Below are 15,283 nucleotides of genomic sequence, written 5' to 3' on the forward strand. Positions count from 1 at the left end.
TCCTTCAAGCATTGAGTCCTGCAGAAAGAGCGATCGGGTCCTGACGATGACGAGAGACGAAGCCGTAGAGGCGGCACGTGTCCACCTGCGGAGCATTTACGGAGGCGGTCCGCCGACCATCGTGATGCAGCCGGAACTCTCGGTCGAGCACGATGCGGCGTGGGCCGTACGTTTCGACAGTCAGGAGCACATCGACACCGGGGACCTCACCCAGGCGCCGATGGTGCGGGTCGTCGCCGTCTTCAAGGACGGGTCGTTCGTGGGGTTCCCTCCCTCCGCCTACACCACTGAGGAGTTGAGGACGTGGCTCGCCACGGGGCAGCAGCCCAGGAAGCCGTTCTGAACCCATGAGTGATCCGGCATCGCAGGCTGAGGAATGGTTGCGGCAGACCTACCGCGGAATGGTGGAACTGTCCGGCTCCGGCCCGGTCACCGAGCGGCCTGAGGCATGGGTCTTCGGTTGCCGTGCGCGGCCGGTGCCCGGCTACCCGGCCACCCCCATGCTGACCTCGCTGCTCGCGGTCCCCAAGTCCGGCAGCCGTCCGTTCCACCCGGCCACCGACGACCCCTGGGCGGATCTGGAGGCCTTCGACCGTGCTCCCGGGCCCCGCGACCCCGCCGAGCAGGCGCTTCGCACCAACGTACGAGGCTGTCTGCTGGCCGCAGACGCCGCCTTGAACGGCGGCAGGGCCACGCCGTTGCCGTGGCGGCCTTTCCATGAGGCACCGGGCTGGTGGGACCGCATGCTCCACTGGCACTTCCCCGACGCCGAGGTCTCGGCCTGTGCGAGCTGGGACGAGGTGATCGCCGCCGTGCAGGAGCCGGGGCCGGGCACCCGCGGCGTGGTCTGGATCCGCCGCGAAGCCTACGGTGCCGAGGCGACGGGACACCTGGTCTATGCACACAACAACGGTGGCCAGGTGGTGCTTCTCGATCCCCAGGCGGGTCGGCTGGCGCGTCTTGAGCCCACCGGGATCCGTCGGCTGACCCTGGCCCGCTTCGCGGGTGGCGGCGGCAAGGAAAACGAGCCAGAGGCACCTGCCTGGCGCCGTCAGGCCCCTGACCTCGCGTCAGCGATGGGGAAGGCCGAGGAATGGCTTCTGGACACATACCGGGGTGAGGTCGCCCTGGTCGATCCCTCGCCCGCCGACGAACTCGCGCGCGGCTGGTTGTTCGCCTGCAACTCGAAGGCGTTCCTGGCCGGCGGGCGTCCAGCCGACGCCATGCTGGACGCCGCCCTGGTCGTACCCAAGGACGAGGGCGAGCCGTTCGGGCTGCCCAACTCCGATCCATGGGGCTGGCTCGCGCGCTGGGACGGCGGTACCGAGCCGGGAGCCGAGGGCCTCGATCTGCCGCCGAAGCCGGGGCCGGCGAGATGGATGCCGCAGACGATGGGCCGACTGGGGCCCGTGATCTCCGTGACGGACCACACGGAATGGGCAACCGTCCTGGCCGAACTCGCCACCTCCCCCGAGGGAGCTCGCGCGGTGGTGTGGATCCGTCGCGAGGACCGGCGCGGCCGTGAGTCCGTCGGCTTGCTGGTCGTCGCCGCCCACACTCCCAAGGGCCTCGTACTGATCGACGCCGCCCGTGACGCCCCTGCCACACCGGACAATACGGGGGTGCGCTCTCTCCACGTCCTCCGCTATCGCTGAGGGCCGGGGCCGTCAAAGGGTCTGGAGCTCACGGTCGAACTCCGCGCCGGCGAACTAGCGGGCGGCTTGAGCGTCGTCGCCGGCCTGGGCGGCCCGGAGGTGGCTGAAGGCGCTGACGGCCGTATCCGGGGCCGTCGCGGCAAGCGGAGTGGGGGTGCCGGGCATGACGGCTCTTGCCGTACGGGCCGCCCCGCTGCCGCCCCGCTGATCGTGGTGTGCCCTCGGAAGCGATCGTGCAGCCGTTGTCGTAGCGCTGCTCGTTTTCACGAACGAACCACAGGGCTTTCTCCCGCGTACCAGGCTGTCGCGACGGAGCCGTTGCCGTGGGTGTCCGCCGTGGCCGCCGGAGTGGTGAGGGTGATACTGGGCTTCTGCGCGGTGTTTCGCAGTTGAGCTGGCGCGAGATCACTATGCTCCTACGGGTCCTGGCCGTCCGCCGAGCGGGCTCCGCTCCCATTCGGTAGGCGCGCGGATCAGAGCGAGGGCACGCCACGGGGGTGCCTGCGCCAGGCGGCTTGTCGGTCCGGTATGAGCGCCTCGTCGCGGACGGTCCCGAAGGCCGGGAACTAGGCCGCCTGCCGTCGTCCTGGCAGTGCTGCCTTCCTCGGGCTCGCCGCTGCACTGCCTGCTGCGAAAAGCACAAGATGTGGTCGGGCGGGGGGAGCCCCGATGCGGTCTCTCCCTGCCCGAACCGATCCGTGGTCAGGATGGGGTGCGAATCGATCAGGGACGGGTCACCGGTGCCTGTAGCTCCGTCACCCAGTCGTCGCGGTTCTCGGGGCATTCCAGGTTGATCTCACGGGGGTATCCGGTCGACTGGTAGCCGTTGGCGTCGATCCAGCGGGCCAGGGTCTGGGCGGTGGGAAGCACGGTGTCCATCGAGCCGCGGTGCACGATGGTCGCCGCCTGGTCGAGGGGCGGCAGGTCGAGGATACGGAAGGCGCCGTCCTGGAGAGGGGCGGAGACCTGGATGGCGGCGTGGACGCTGATCCTGCCGTTACCCTCCGGGGCGTCCTCGTAGTAGGCGACGCCGGGGCCCGTGGGGGTGATGCCCGCCGCCTCCAGGCGGCGGAAGAGCTCGTCGTAGAGCGGTCCGATGACCGGGCCGATGTCCTCGGGCTCGAAACTCGCGGCGGTCGCGGTCAGCTCCGCCACCCGGACGGCAGGGACGTTCTTGATGACGACGTCGTTCGTGGGCATGTGCCCCTCGCTCTCGATCGCTCGGAGCCTCGCCTCGACCTGCACCAGCCGGGAGCCCGCGGCAGCCATTGCGGTCTCCAGTTCGGCCCGCCGCAGCCGCAGCATGCCGCGCAGTTCCTCGACGCTGACCTTCTCGTCCACGATGGCCTGGACCTGCTGGAGGGTGAAGCCGAGGTCCTTGAGCGCGATGATCCGGTTGAGGCGGGCGAGCTGGGCTGCGGTGTAGTAGCGGTAGCCGCTGGCGGGATCGACGTGGGCCGGGTGCAGCAGTCCGGTCGCGTCGTAGTGACGCAGCATGCGGACCGAGACGCGGCCGTGCCGGGCGAAGTCTCCGATGGTGAACATGATGTCTCCGAGCTGACCACCTGACACGGTGTGAGGGTCAAGAAGCTACTCGGCGGCCGGGGAACAGCAAGAACGCGGGGGCGTCATCGGCGCAGTCGAGCGTCAATCCACGGAAGTCGTCGGCGCCCGCCCACCTCCTTCCCTAGGCTGGCGGAGCATCAACCGCACAACCACAGCAGGGCGGAAAAGAATCATGCGCGGCCTCACCGAGGCGAACCTGAGGACGCTGGCCGGTTCCCGTTCCTTCGAACGCGGCCTCGGGTATCTCGACGCCGTGTCCGGGGTCGAGGTCGGTGACGGTTGGGTCACCGCGAGCGTCCACGGCACGGAACGTTACGAGGTTGAGCTGACCCTGGACGGACCCGGAGGATTGGCCGGCGAGTGCGACTGCCCGTACGGCCTGGAGGGCAACTTCTGCAAGCACCTGGTCGCCCTCGGCCTGACGGTGCTCACCCAGCGGGAGAGCCTGCCGCAGCAGCGAAAGGCGGCCCGGGAGCGAGCGCAGAACCTCGACGGATGGCTGTCCGCCCTCTCCAAGGACGAATTGCTCGCCCTCCTGCGGGAGCAGATCGACGAGGACCGGCAGTTGCGGCGACGCCTGGAACTGCGGGCCGCGAGTGCTCGCGGGGACCTTGCTGCGGTCCGGTCCCGTATCCGCGAACTGCTCGACATCGGTCCCTTCGCGCAGTACGGATACGTCGAGTACGCCGATGCCCGCGCCTACGCGGACCAGGCCGGTCAGGCGGTGTTCGCGATCGGCGCGCTGACCGGCTCGGGCCGGCCCGCCGACGCGATCCCCCTGGCGCGGGAGGCGATGCGGCTGCTGGCCGAGGCGATGGAGAGCGTTGACGACGCCGACGGATGGATCGGGCAGACCGGTGCAGACCTGGCCGAGGCCCACCTCGACGCTTGCCGTGCGGCACGCCCCGACCCCGAGGAACTTGCGCGCTGGCTGGTCGGCCATGCTCTCGGCGGCACGGACGACGGCCTGACCGGCATCGACCCGCTCGATTACAAGGATGTCCTCGGCGAAGAGGGAATGGCCACCCTGCGGAAGCTGGCGGTCGAGGCGTGGCGGGGCAACCGTCGCGGCTGGGCGGAGAAGTACCTGATGGAGCGCCTGGCCAAGGCAGGAGGAGACATCGACGCGCTGATCGCCGTTCACGCGGCCGACCTCTCACCGAACGGCCACACGCACCTGGTCATTGCCCGCGAGCTGGATGCCGCCGGGCGCTCCGACGAGGCCCTGAGCTGGGCGGAACGCGGCATCCGGGACGTCCGGGACCTTGCTGCCGTCGACACCGCACTCGTCGACCATCTCTGCGAACGCTATGCGCAGGCGGGGCGACTCGCTGACGCTGTCGCCGTGCGCCGCGACCACTTCGGCGCCCGCCGCTCCCTGCTTGCATACCAGCAGCTGCGCGCCGCCGCGCAGACCGCGGACTGCTGGCCGGCCGAGCGCGGGGGAGCCCTGGCCCTGCTGCGTGCGGACGCGGAGCGGCGGCAACGCGGCCGGTATGGCGGCCCCGTCCTGGTCGACGCCCTGCTCGACGACAAGGATTTCGACGCCGCCTGGCAGGCGGCAACCCAAACCGGTGCCCATGACCGTCAGTGGCACACCCTGGCCGACCAGGCGCGGGCCACCCGTCCCGCCGACGCGCTCACCGTCTACCTGCGCCTGGCCGAGCCACTGACCAAGCAGACCGGCAACACGGTCTACGAGCAGCTGGTCGCCCTGCTGCTGAACATCCGCGACTGCCACCGCCGCCTGGGCACAGAGGAGGAGTTCGCCCTGCACGTCACCACCCTGCGCACCGCCCAGAAACGCAAGCGGAACTTGATGCGCCTCATGGACGAACACGGTCTGTGACCCGCACGCGTCTCTGAGGCCCACCGGCCCACGCCGCCCTTGTCCTCGCCACCGGCTCGGCCCCCGCCGCTTATCGAAACCCCGAGGCCGTAGACCATCCTGTCGGCGTCAACCTCGTCCCGAAGCGCCGCGACACGTCCAACTCCCGCGAGCGGGCGGCGCCACGGTTCAGAGTATGAAGAGTGAGCCACAGAGAACCGCCCAAGGTCGTCATCGAGTACGTCCTTGTGGACGGGCCCGAAGGTGAGCACCTTGCGACCAGGCAGAGAGAAGCCATCCCCGAGGTCCTCGCACGGCTCCAGACACACCCCGGCTATGCGCAGCGCGACAAGGATCCAAACGACAACAGGGAGTCGCCGCCCCATCGCTCAGGCTTGAGCACATAAAACAGAGCGCCAAGACCTGGATACCCCAGGCGGCACCCACTTCGCAACAAACCGGACCAGTACTGACCTGCGCAAAAGACGAAACAGCTGATGGTCAGCCAGCAAACCTGACTGACCATCAGGCTCTCGGGATACCTCGAGATGTGCACTGACCTGCAGTTATGCCGCGCAGGCGAGTGCGCCGGCAGGATTCGAACCTGCGCACACGGCTCCGGAGGCCGCTCCCGCAAACGGCAACGTGCCTGGTCAGCACGGGGCACGCGGCGGTAGGCCCACGTCCTGTCCATGGATAGTCCATGGCGCACAACTCGCGGCGGTCCCCTGCTTTAGGCGAGCACGGAGACCGCCGCGATCGGTTGTCACAGCTCAAGCTGTCCCTGGCCGGTGTCAGTGGGTTCGTTCGTCTCGGTTGTGTCCGGGCTGCGGGGCGAGATGACCCGCGGGGCCTGGTCAGGTGCAACAGGTGTCCAGCCGCCGGCCGTGGCTTCCACGCGTTCCAAAAAGTCCTTGTGCGCGCGCTTTGTGGAATCGAGAACCTCGTGCCAGGTCTTTCGCGTGACGTGTGGATCGCTTTCCAGGGAGGACAAGGAGACCGCGTTGAGACGGTCGATGTGATCCACAACGAACGTCAGCTTGCGGTACGGGAACTGGTGGCCGAGCTCCGGATTCTCGTCCAAGAATTTCCGGAGCGAATGCAAGTAGTTCATAGCGTTCAGGAACTCTGCATCCGTCAGCTTGTACCCAAGCCTCTTGATTTCAACGATCCAGAGGATTCCTGAGTCGTGGAGCAGTACGAAGTCTGGTTCCTTCGCTTTTCTGTCGATCGCAGTGGTGTTGATCTCTTGTCCGAACTTCTTGGCGTACCAAGCTTCAAAGCTCGCCCTGACCCGCTTGAGTGACTCGTTCATCCCGAGGGGGGTCCATTCGGGCGCCAGGAGCCACGGGGCCTGCTCGATCAGCTCCTGTAGCGGCCGTTCCAGTGTTCTTCCGTCTGCAATGAGGGCCTCCAGTTTGGACACTACCTCCAAGCGCTCAGCTGCCACTTGGCCGAGGGAATACATTTCCGCGATATGCGCCTTGTGGAAGAGGTCCATTACCGCGTCCACCGTGGTCTCTGTGGTGTCGGCCACTTCCCGGAGCGTCTGCAGTAGGCTTCTATGCGGCCCCAAAGACATGGCCAGTCTGCTGATGCGCTCGACGTGCTCCGGGTCCTTGAGTGAGTCTTGGTCTGAGTCCCTCACGAGTAGCGCTGCCGCTTCCTTCACGCTGTCCCGATAGACGGGATCGGCCGGCGCGGCTTCCACGAGCTTTTCCTCTAGTTTAGAAGCTTCCATGAAGAACCGAGTCTTGGCCCTCCGTGCGTGTTCTTCACTGCGCTTCGCAAGCTCGCGCATCAAGTCCTGACCCCAAGCGGCTAGCGCTTCTCCAAGGTCGGAAGACCAGATGATATCTTGTCGGTCGGAGCGGATGAGATCTTCGTCCTCGTCAAGCCACTCCGCATGGAGTTCACCAACGATGGAGCTTCGAAGCTTGAATTCGCCATGAAATCCAGTGGCGATTCCGAAGTCCATGGTCTGGGCTACGAACTTCCCGCGAGCGTAGATCCGAACGCCAGCCATATTGGCGTCCTTGTAAGATTTTTCGCTGTAGGCGACGTACCCTGTGACCGGGAGAAAGGAAGACTCAAACGGGACCGGGCGATTGGCGAGATCGATTCGGGTACCCTCCATGAGATCAATCTTCAACTGCCCTAGAGTGAACTCCTCTGATAGCGAGGAGGCGTTCTTGACGCAAACGCGCCAGTCGCTACGTTCAAGGCCGAAGCGCGCAGCAAGTTGCCGATTCAGCTCCTCTTGGCTGGGGACCCGCTTCCTTGAGAAGTCTCGCAGCTTGATGACGGTCCCGTGGTTCTCGGCAAAGGTCCCATCCCGCTCGCCAATTTCCGGGTTGTAGTCCTTCTCGGTGTCAGCGAGCATGTCGGGCAGGTGTAGAATCAAATGAGAGGTGAGGTATCCATCGGGCGTCTTATCCCCTCCGGATGAAATGACCTCGACGGTTTTGCAGATGCCGAACGGGGCGAGCTTTCCGATTCCTTTCCTGCCCATCACTGGACGATTCTTTCCGCGAGACTTGTCACTGCCCGTTCGCGTACGCCTATCGGCGCCTACGGTCAGATAGTGTTGGTTTATCTCGGCGGGCGTCATGCCGTGACCGTCATCGGAGATGGTGATTTCGTATGCGGCCGAGAGATGGGGGGCCTTGGGGTCGTACAGGAAGGCTCCCCACGGAAGGGTGACGGTCACGTTTTCGGCATCCGCGTCGTACGAGTTCGCGATGAGTTCGGCGAGTACTGCCGCTACGCGGTCGTAGAGCTTGATGCCGAGCTTGTCGATGGTCAGCCGGCTGATGCGCATGGTGTAGACATGCGACGCGTCGGCGTTGCCCTCTGTCCGCGGGTGATTGGGCTCGCCCGAGGTCTCCATGGGCAGCTGCTCATGGCGGTCCGACGACTCCGACATCTAGTCCCCCCTGGGATACGATGGTGGACCCGCCATCTTGCATGACGCGCAGTCAGCTTGCCTAGGGCGCATGCCGGTTGCATCGAGGCACACCATGGTCACAGGCGGTCCTGATGGGCTAACATCCAGCCGTGACACAGCCATCTGCCATCGATCTCTTTGCGGGAGCTGGTGGAGCCACCCAAGGGCTCATGGGAGCTGGCTTCTCCGTTCTCGCCGCAGTCGAGAATGACTCAAATGCTGCTGCAACGCATGCGAAGAATCACCCGACCGCGCAACTATGGGAAACGGACATCCGTGCGCTGCCGGCCACCAGGATGCGGCAGCAGTTGAACCTAGCTCCGGGCGAGCTGACGTTGCTCAAGACCTGCCCGCCTTGCCAAGGGTTCTCTTCCCTTGCGTCCGGTAAGGGGCTGACGGACCAAGAGCGCAATGACCTTGTCGTGCATACCGTCAGATTCGTTCGTGCTTTCATGCCTAAGTCAGTGCTTTTGGAGAATGTCCCTGGGCTAGGTAAGGACGCGCGTCTCCAATATGTTCGCGAGTCATTGAGTGGGCTCGGTTATGCGTCGATGGTCTATCAGTTTGAAGCATCCGAGTATGCAGTCCCACAGCGTAGGCGTCGCCTAATCATGTTGGCTGTCAGAGGTAAGAGGACAGAGCTACCCAAGGATATCGCCGACGTCGTACCGGATTTCCGGGGCACAATGACGGTTAGAGAGGCGTTTCAGGGGTTGCGCGCTAGCCGACGGGAAGATGATCCACTTGAGCGGTCCCGTAAAAGCTCAGACAAGGTTTTGCGGCGGATTGAGGCAATTCCGATAGGGGGAGGGCGCTTCGATCTCCCAGAGGAACATCAGCTTGACTGCCACAAGAGACTTGGTAGGAAGAACGCCACAGCTTCCTATGGGCGCATCAAGTGGGATTCCCCTTCTCCTACGATGACGACTCGTTGTACGACTCCTGCATGTGGCACGTTCGTGCATCCTGAAGAGCATCGCGGTATTACGCTCCGCGAGGCAGCCACTTTGCAGACCTTTCCCCATGGCTATGATTTCCAGGGGGATTACGGGTCCATTGAGCGGCAGATCGGAAATGCCGTACCCGTTCGCATGGCAACAGTTCTCGGAACTGCGGTTCGGCGGATAATTGGTGCTTGAGTTTACCGGGTGAAAATACTCGGCGAGGGGGGCACCGAGGCGGGCGGAGCGGCTTTGGGCTGGAGCTGCTTTGGCGCGAGTGATCAGGGCCCATTACGCTAGCCCGCGAATCGGGCAGGCTTGTGGACCTGCCCGTTAGTGCCCGATTTTGGGCCCTGATCTTCGAGGCTCGCGCCAAAGTGGCTGCCTAAAGCCGTGGAGCCGGCCGCCCCAGCCACGACGGTGTTCTGACCTCGACTGGGCCGTCTCACCCTTACCCCGGCCTGGTCTTCGCCCCCTTGTGGGCGCGGACGGGCGACGGCGCGCGGCCCCGGTGACGAAGGCAAGGAGGGGCGGCGCGCCGGCGACCGGCCGGCGCCGCCGCGCTGTGCGCGGCACCTCCGATCTGTGATCGGACTGCTTGCAGTTCAGGAGGCCGGGAGCAACGGCGAGCGAAGCGAGCTCTTGATGATGTAGGGAAACTTCCACCGCGTTCCGCGTCGGGGCCGCCGGAAAGCTCCCGTGCTGCTATGCGGCATCACTGTCGGGCTGCTGCCCGTGTTCGAGATAGATCGGCGCCGTTCCTGATGATCGGGCGTCGATGGCGGCAAGAATCCGCCTGGCCAAGCGCGGGATCGTGCGCTCGGCGACTTCGTCGGGGCCCAGGAACGCGATGCTCTTCAGCTCGTCCGCCTGCAAGGTCGCTTCGGCCAGAGCCTCCGGGGTGAGCTGACCGCCATCGAAGAGGTACAGCACCTTGTCGCCCTCGGCATCGTTGGGAGCCCAGTCGACTGCCAGCAAGCGCCCCAGGGGAGGAGTGATCCCCAACTCTTCCTCCACCTCGCGGGCGGCTGCCTGGAGCGGAGATTCCCCCACCTCGACGTAGCCGCCGGGGATGTCCCAGTAGTCCTTGTAGGTGGGCTCCACCATGAGGACACGCCCGTCGGCATCAAAGAAGAGCGCACCCGCGGCCATGCGCGGATGCGCCATCTTCGCTTCGTGCTCGGTCGCTGCCATGGCCCCGAGCGTACCCACCTCAGACGACATGCAGCCGATCGGCAAGCTCCGCCAGGGTTCGGCTCGGCCGGCCGCGCTGGTTGCGCACCCACGTAAGCACAAGCTCACGAGCGAGGTAGTGGCTGCGCACCTGTTCCGGCGCCCACTGCTCGGCTTCGAGGATCATGGACAGGGCATCGTCCATCCGGTTGTGCGCGCTGAGTGCACGGGCCACCTCCAGGTTGTGCCGCGTCCGCCGTTCGATCGGCAGACCGCTGGTGTCGACCTGGGGGCCGAGGTCCACGGCAACTTGCATGTCTCCCAGCTCCGCCGCCGTGGCCACTCGGTGGATCGCGACGTTCGTCGGCCCGAATGCGGTCCACATGTGGTTGGCGTCTCGTCCAAGCCGTTGCGCTGCCTGGTCCGCCTCGGCGAGGAAGTCACGGGTGGTAGAGCGATCATCGGCACGTGCGGCTGCCATCGACCCCGCGAGGAAGAGCGTCCCGTAGATCGACAGGAACTCGGGGCTGGCTTCCCGGAGCCCTGGTCGGAGGTAGTCCGCGGCGGCGCTGACGAGCTGTACGGCGGCGTCGAACCTGCCGTTCGAGAGTAGGCAGTGCGTCACCGACCGGAAGAGCGACCCGGTGACGGCGGCGTTGTCCGACTGCTGAGCCGCAGCCAACCCGCGATCCGCCGCGATCCACGCGAGATCCGTTTCACCGACCTTGGTCAGCACCATGGCGGCGCCCTGGTACGTCATGGCCATCAGCTCGTGTGCCCGCTCGCGCTCTCGCCCCTGGTACGCCTGGGCTGCAATGAGTGCGTCGGCAAGCACCAAGGGAAGGCGTCGGGTGGCGAAGCCGTACCGCGAATCCTGGTAGGCGTCCCAGACTTCGGCCACGCTGTCCTTCAGCTCATCGAGGGGCGTCGGTTCTCCCTCGGTGGTCACGCCCAGAAGCGGCGTGAGCTGCCGGTAGTTCATAAGCGCTGACCGCAGCGCCGGCACGGTCCGGGTGCCGCTGTCCGCCGTCCAGTCCATCAGCGTGGGCTCGGCGAGCAGATCGCCAAGGGTCACGTCCAAGGCATCGGCCAGGGACTTGATGACCGAGAGCCTGTCCAGCTCCAGCCGGTTGTTCTCGGCCTTGCTCAGCCAGTCGACCGTACGGCCGACGAGTCCGGCCAGGACTTCCTGGGACATGCCGCGCCGCCGGCGGTACCAAGCGACTCGCTCACCGATCGTCAGGTTCGTCGTCATTCCTCGCATGGGAAGAGCGTCCCCCTGTCTCTTCGCGCGACCCCGGAGAGATTTTCCGGGGTGGTGAGCCGGACCGGTCCTAGCGTTGCTGACAACCCAAGGAGCTGTCAGACCGAGAGTGCAACGAGGGGGCCGTCATGGCGCTGACCCCGGTAGAGCGGCTGGAACTACTCAACCAGATAAGGGAGCTTGGCGAAGAGATGACGCAACTCGCCCGGCGGGCGGACAGGTTGGTCACCGAGCTTGGCCTTGCTGCCGCACGAGATCCTCAAGTTGGTCCATCCGCTCGGCGAGACGACGCACGTCCCGACGGACCTCCGACAGGTACTCGGTGATCTGCTCGAACTCGGTGCTCCGCTTCGCCGACGCACCCTCGCCGGGCAGTGCTGCAAAGCTGCCCTTGCCCTGGTGAGAGATCGCGTAGCCGTCCTCACGGAGCCGAGAGATCGCCTGCCGGGCCACGGTGCGCGACACGCCGTGCTTGGTCATCAGCTCCGCCTCTGAGGGCAGCTTGTCGCCCGGTGCGAGTTCCCCGTCTCGGATCTTGCGCTTGAACTCGTCGGCGATCTGCAAGTACGCGGCCCGCCCGGCGGTGAAGTCGGCCATAGCCCCTCTCAGTGGTTGTCGTACCTAGTGCAGCACATCCCGCGCACGGGAGTCGAGACCAACCACTTGACACACCAAGTAGTACAGGTCATTCTCTATCCAGAGACGACGTACTAAGTACGTCAAGTAGTCGATTCTAGGAGCGCACTCATGCGTCAGATCCCCGTCGACACGAACGGCGCGACCCTGATGGTCGCCCAGCCCCCGCAGCCCAAGTACTCCGACCGGAAGACCCAGACGCGCGCCGTCGACACTCAGACCGGCGAGTTCCTGATGACGCTGGACCTGCTGTTCGTCATGAACGGCAACGCCGAGGTCATCACCGTGTCCGTGGGTGAGTCGGGCATCACCGGTGAGCTCACCATGGGCACCCCGGTCGGGCTGACCGGCCTGATCGCGCGGCCGTGGGAGAACGAGTTCAACGGCCAGAAGCGGCACGGGATCTCGTTCCGGGCGGTCGCGGTCACCTCGCTGGTCGCCGGCGCTGCGAAGCCGAAGGCGGCCTGACCATGACCTGGTCACTGGTCGCCTTGGTGCTGGTCGTCGCCGCTGCGGGTCTCCTGCGGTGGCGGCGCCCCGCCTGGTACTGGCTTACCTTCGGCGTCTCCCTCGCCGTGGTGCGGGTCCTCGTCCGGTACGCGTCCGTCATGGACGCCTGCGGGCTGACGGTCCCGCCCTCGCGCTGGCGCCTCACCCTGGCTCGGGCCACGAACCGACCGGTCCCCGGTCCCCGCGCCCCGCGCATCCTGCGTCTGCGACCGACCCGAACCGGGCTGGTGCTGCGGCTCAAGCTCCGTCCCGGTCAGGACGCCTTCGACGTGGCCGCCTCGTGTGACCGGCTGCGGCACTCGTTCGCCATGTACGGCGTCACCTCGCGGGAACTGCGTTCCGGCGTCGTGGAAGTGCGGATGACCGGCTACGACGTGCTCAAGCGGGTGCAGATGCCGGCCAAGGTCGACACCCGTCCGATGCGGGTCCCGGTCGCGCTGAGGGAAGACGGTGCGATCCACTACCGCGACTACCGAGCCGTGCCGCACGCGCTGACGCTCGGCGCCACAGAGTCCGGCAAGTCCGTCTATCAGCGCAACCTCGTGGCAGCACTCGCCCCGCAGCGGGTTGCCCTGGTCGGGATCGACTGCAAGCAGGGTGTGGAGCTGTTCCCGCTGGCTCGCCGGTTCTCCGCGCTGGCCGACAACCAGGACTCCGCCGCCGAACTCCTCGACGCCCTGGTGTCCCACATGGAGGACGTCTACCAGCTCATCCGCGCCGAACAGCGGATCACCGCTGACGTGCCGGATGCGGAGATAGCCGCCGACATCTGGGACCTGCCGGAAGACCTCCGCCCGGTGCCCATCGTGGTCCTGGTCGATGAGGTTGCCGAACTCGCCCTGTTCGCCACCAAGGAGGAAGAGAAGCGCCGGGACCGGATCATCACCGCCCTCGCCCGGCTCGCCCAACTCGGCCGCGCCGCCGGCATCTACCTGGAGATCTGCGGGCAGCGCTTCGGCTCCGAACTCGGCAAGGGCATCACCATGCTCCGCGCCCAGCTCACCGGCCGTACCGCCCACCGCGTCAACGACGAGTCCTCGGCGAACATGGCCTTCGGCGACATCGCCCCGGACGCTGTCCTCGCCGCGATCCAGATCCCCACCGACATGCCCGGCGTCGCCATCACCGGCGACTCGACCGGCGGCTGGGCCCGTATCCGTGCCCCGCACACCTCCCTGCGCCAAGCCGTGAACACCTGCAACCGGTACGCCGCCCTGGCCCCGGACCTGCCCGCCCTGGCCCCCTTCCGGCCGGCGCTCGCGATGCCGACGCCGGTTGACGCCCCGGCCGTCGAGTCCATCCCGGCTACCGCCTGATCCCTCCCGCTCCACGGCTGGCGCGACCGCATCGCGTCAGGTCCCTACCCGAGCCATGCCCGAAGAAGGGAGATCGCCCGCCATGTGCCCCGACTGCGAGGACTTCACCCGCACCGTGGTGATGCTCGGCGACCTGGCCCTGTACGCCGACAGGACCGGCGCTGACCAGGACTTCATCGACACCGTGGGCCCGTGCCTGGCCGCATCGCTGCCCGAGCCCCCACCCGGCACCTTCCCGCCCGGCTACGACCCGAACGAGGGCCCCGAGTACCCCGGCGAGGGGTGGTGACCGTGCCGACCGCGAAGAAGCCCGCCGCTCGCCGCAAGCCCCGGCCGAAGCCGTGCCCCGACTGCAACGGCACCGGCGAGATCACCGAAACCGTCCGGGTCGGCGCCCGTAAGGGCCGCGCCACCGACGACCGGCAGACCGGCCTGTGCCTGACCTGCTGGGGATCCGGCGAAGCACCCACCGACTGAACCCGCCGGGGCGGGGCGGCCGGACCTCGATCCCCGCCCCACCCCTGGCCCAACCCGCAAAGGGAGGTGACGACATGACCCGCTCGATCCGCCCGGACGCCGTCCTCGTACAGGCCGTTATCGCCGGTGCCCTGTCCTTCGCCCACCTTCACGACCTGGCCTCCGCCGCCGGACAGTCCGGCTGGAAGGCATGGGCCTACCCGATCTCGGTTGACCTGCTCCTGGTCGCCGCCTGGCGTCGGCTGCGCAACAACGGCCCGTCTCGGCTGGCCTGGTGCTGGTTCCTGATCGCGCTGTTCGCCTCGCTCGGCGCCAACGTCGCCACCGCCGGCTTCCTCGACCTGGCCAACCCGCCCGCGCTGCTCCGCCTCGGCATCGCCGGATGGCCCGCGCTCGCCTTCCTCGGTGGCACCCTGCTCGCCCACTCGGCTGGCGATCCCGCAGCGGTAACGGCGGCTGCTGCCCCGGCCACCGGTCCGGCCCCCGAGCCCGCCCCTGAACCGGAGCCCGCTCGGGAGCCGGTCACCGCTGCTGACGACACCCCGGCGCTACCTGCCGCTGACCCGGCCCCCGCTCCCGCTTCGGCTCCCGCACCCGCGCCCGAGGTAGCGGTCCCGGCTCCGCTGGTCGCTCACGCGCGCAAGGTCGCCGCCGACCACGAAGCCCGTACCGGCTCCCCGATCGACACCGACACCCTGCGCGCCCGCCTCGGCGTCCCCGCGCCCATGGCCGACGCCATCGCCGCCCAACTCGCCTGACAGACAAGGAGTTCAGCCATGCCCATGCGCGACTTCTTCCACTCCGTGATGCAGATCGGTCCGGTCCAGATCGGCACCCACCGCGACCGCCACGGCCAGACCAAGCACGCCGCCGTGTGTACCTCCGACGACTGCGGCTGGTCCGCCGACTACTCCAGCCAGTCCGCCGCCCAGCTCGCCGCCCGCACCCACCGCTGCCGCGTCCGCTAGGA

General features: G+C 67.0%; 15 protein-coding genes and 1 tRNA gene. 10 read left to right on the forward strand and 6 right to left on the reverse strand.

The window, feature by feature from the left end:
• Nucleotides 1-46: 46 nt before the first annotated feature.
• The gene (locus C3488_RS07715) at nt 47-343 is read left to right on the forward strand and encodes a YrhB domain-containing protein (RefSeq protein WP_103838566.1); all 297 of its coding nucleotides are present in this window, start codon (nt 47-49) and stop codon (nt 341-343) included.
• Nucleotides 344-347: 4 nt separating this feature from the next.
• The gene (locus tag C3488_RS07720; RefSeq protein WP_103838567.1) at nt 348-1,655 is read left to right on the forward strand and encodes a YrhB domain-containing protein; all 1,308 of its coding nucleotides are present in this window, start codon (nt 348-350) and stop codon (nt 1,653-1,655) included.
• Between the two features lie 723 nt (nt 1,656-2,378).
• On the opposite strand, the gene C3488_RS07725 is transcribed toward C3488_RS07720, so the two are convergent.
• The gene (locus C3488_RS07725; RefSeq protein WP_103838568.1) at nt 2,379-3,200 is read right to left on the reverse strand and encodes a MerR family transcriptional regulator; all 822 of its coding nucleotides are present in this window, start codon (nt 3,198-3,200) and stop codon (nt 2,379-2,381) included.
• Between the two features lie 193 nt (nt 3,201-3,393).
• Here C3488_RS07725 and C3488_RS07730 point away from each other — a divergent pair, with 193 nt between their 5' ends.
• Nucleotides 3,394-5,070, forward strand: coding sequence for an SWIM zinc finger domain-containing protein (locus C3488_RS07730; protein WP_103838569.1), 1,677 nt, complete (start codon nt 3,394-3,396; stop codon nt 5,068-5,070).
• A gap of 561 nt (nt 5,071-5,631) precedes the next feature.
• Here C3488_RS07730 and C3488_RS40425 read toward each other — a convergent pair.
• Both C3488_RS40425 and C3488_RS07735 read right to left on the reverse strand, forming a co-directional pair.
• Nucleotides 5,632-5,716, reverse strand: a tRNA-Arg gene (locus C3488_RS40425).
• Between the two features lie 99 nt (nt 5,717-5,815).
• Nucleotides 5,816-7,939 carry an ATP-binding protein gene (locus C3488_RS07735; protein ID WP_181138925.1) on the reverse strand — a complete coding sequence of 708 codons (2,124 nt, stop codon included), beginning with the start codon at nt 7,937-7,939 and terminating at the stop codon, nt 5,816-5,818.
• 167 nt (nt 7,940-8,106) lie between these two features.
• On the opposite strand from C3488_RS07735, the gene C3488_RS07740 reads away from it, so the two are divergent.
• Nucleotides 8,107-9,135: a DNA cytosine methyltransferase gene (locus C3488_RS07740; protein ID WP_146067844.1), complete on the forward strand. Its 1,029-nt coding sequence runs from the start codon at nt 8,107-8,109 to the stop codon at nt 9,133-9,135.
• Nucleotides 9,136-9,642: 507 nt separating this feature from the next.
• Here the strand turns inward: C3488_RS07740 and C3488_RS07750 are convergent.
• From C3488_RS07750 to C3488_RS07760, 3 genes are all read right to left on the reverse strand, one after another.
• Nucleotides 9,643-10,131 carry an NUDIX hydrolase gene (locus C3488_RS07750; RefSeq protein ID WP_103838652.1) on the reverse strand — a complete coding sequence of 163 codons (489 nt, stop codon included), beginning with the start codon at nt 10,129-10,131 and terminating at the stop codon, nt 9,643-9,645.
• Between the two features lie 19 nt (nt 10,132-10,150).
• Nucleotides 10,151-11,365, reverse strand: a complete 1,215-nt coding sequence (locus C3488_RS07755) for a helix-turn-helix domain-containing protein (RefSeq protein ID WP_103838573.1) — start codon at nt 11,363-11,365, stop codon at nt 10,151-10,153.
• Between the two features lie 234 nt (nt 11,366-11,599).
• On the reverse strand, nt 11,600-11,971 hold the full coding sequence (locus C3488_RS07760) for a winged helix-turn-helix domain-containing protein (RefSeq protein WP_103838574.1): 372 nt from the start codon (nt 11,969-11,971) through the stop codon (nt 11,600-11,602).
• 150 nt (nt 11,972-12,121) lie between these two features.
• Between C3488_RS07760 and C3488_RS07765 the strand changes: the two genes are divergently transcribed.
• From C3488_RS07765 to C3488_RS07790, 6 genes are all read left to right on the forward strand, one after another.
• Nucleotides 12,122-12,478, forward strand: coding sequence for a hypothetical protein (locus tag C3488_RS07765; RefSeq protein ID WP_103838575.1), 357 nt, complete (start codon nt 12,122-12,124; stop codon nt 12,476-12,478).
• A gap of 2 nt (nt 12,479-12,480) precedes the next feature.
• Nucleotides 12,481-13,836, forward strand: a complete 1,356-nt coding sequence (locus tag C3488_RS07770; protein WP_103838576.1) for an FtsK/SpoIIIE domain-containing protein — start codon at nt 12,481-12,483, stop codon at nt 13,834-13,836.
• Between the two features lie 82 nt (nt 13,837-13,918).
• On the forward strand, nt 13,919-14,125 hold the full coding sequence (locus C3488_RS07775) for a hypothetical protein (protein ID WP_103838577.1): 207 nt from the start codon (nt 13,919-13,921) through the stop codon (nt 14,123-14,125).
• Between the two features lie 2 nt (nt 14,126-14,127).
• On the forward strand, nt 14,128-14,313 hold the full coding sequence (locus tag C3488_RS07780; RefSeq protein ID WP_103838653.1) for a hypothetical protein: 186 nt from the start codon (nt 14,128-14,130) through the stop codon (nt 14,311-14,313).
• 74 nt (nt 14,314-14,387) lie between these two features.
• Nucleotides 14,388-15,071, forward strand: coding sequence for a DUF2637 domain-containing protein (locus C3488_RS07785; RefSeq protein WP_103838578.1), 684 nt, complete (start codon nt 14,388-14,390; stop codon nt 15,069-15,071).
• A gap of 18 nt (nt 15,072-15,089) precedes the next feature.
• Entirely contained in the window at nt 15,090-15,281 is a 192-nt protein-coding gene (locus tag C3488_RS07790) for a mobile element transfer protein (RefSeq protein WP_030610028.1), read from the forward strand.
• Nucleotides 15,282-15,283: the final 2 nt, after the last annotated feature.

The organism is Streptomyces sp. Ru72 (assembly GCF_002920635.1).
Taxonomy (GTDB): domain Bacteria; phylum Actinomycetota; class Actinomycetes; order Streptomycetales; family Streptomycetaceae; genus Streptomyces.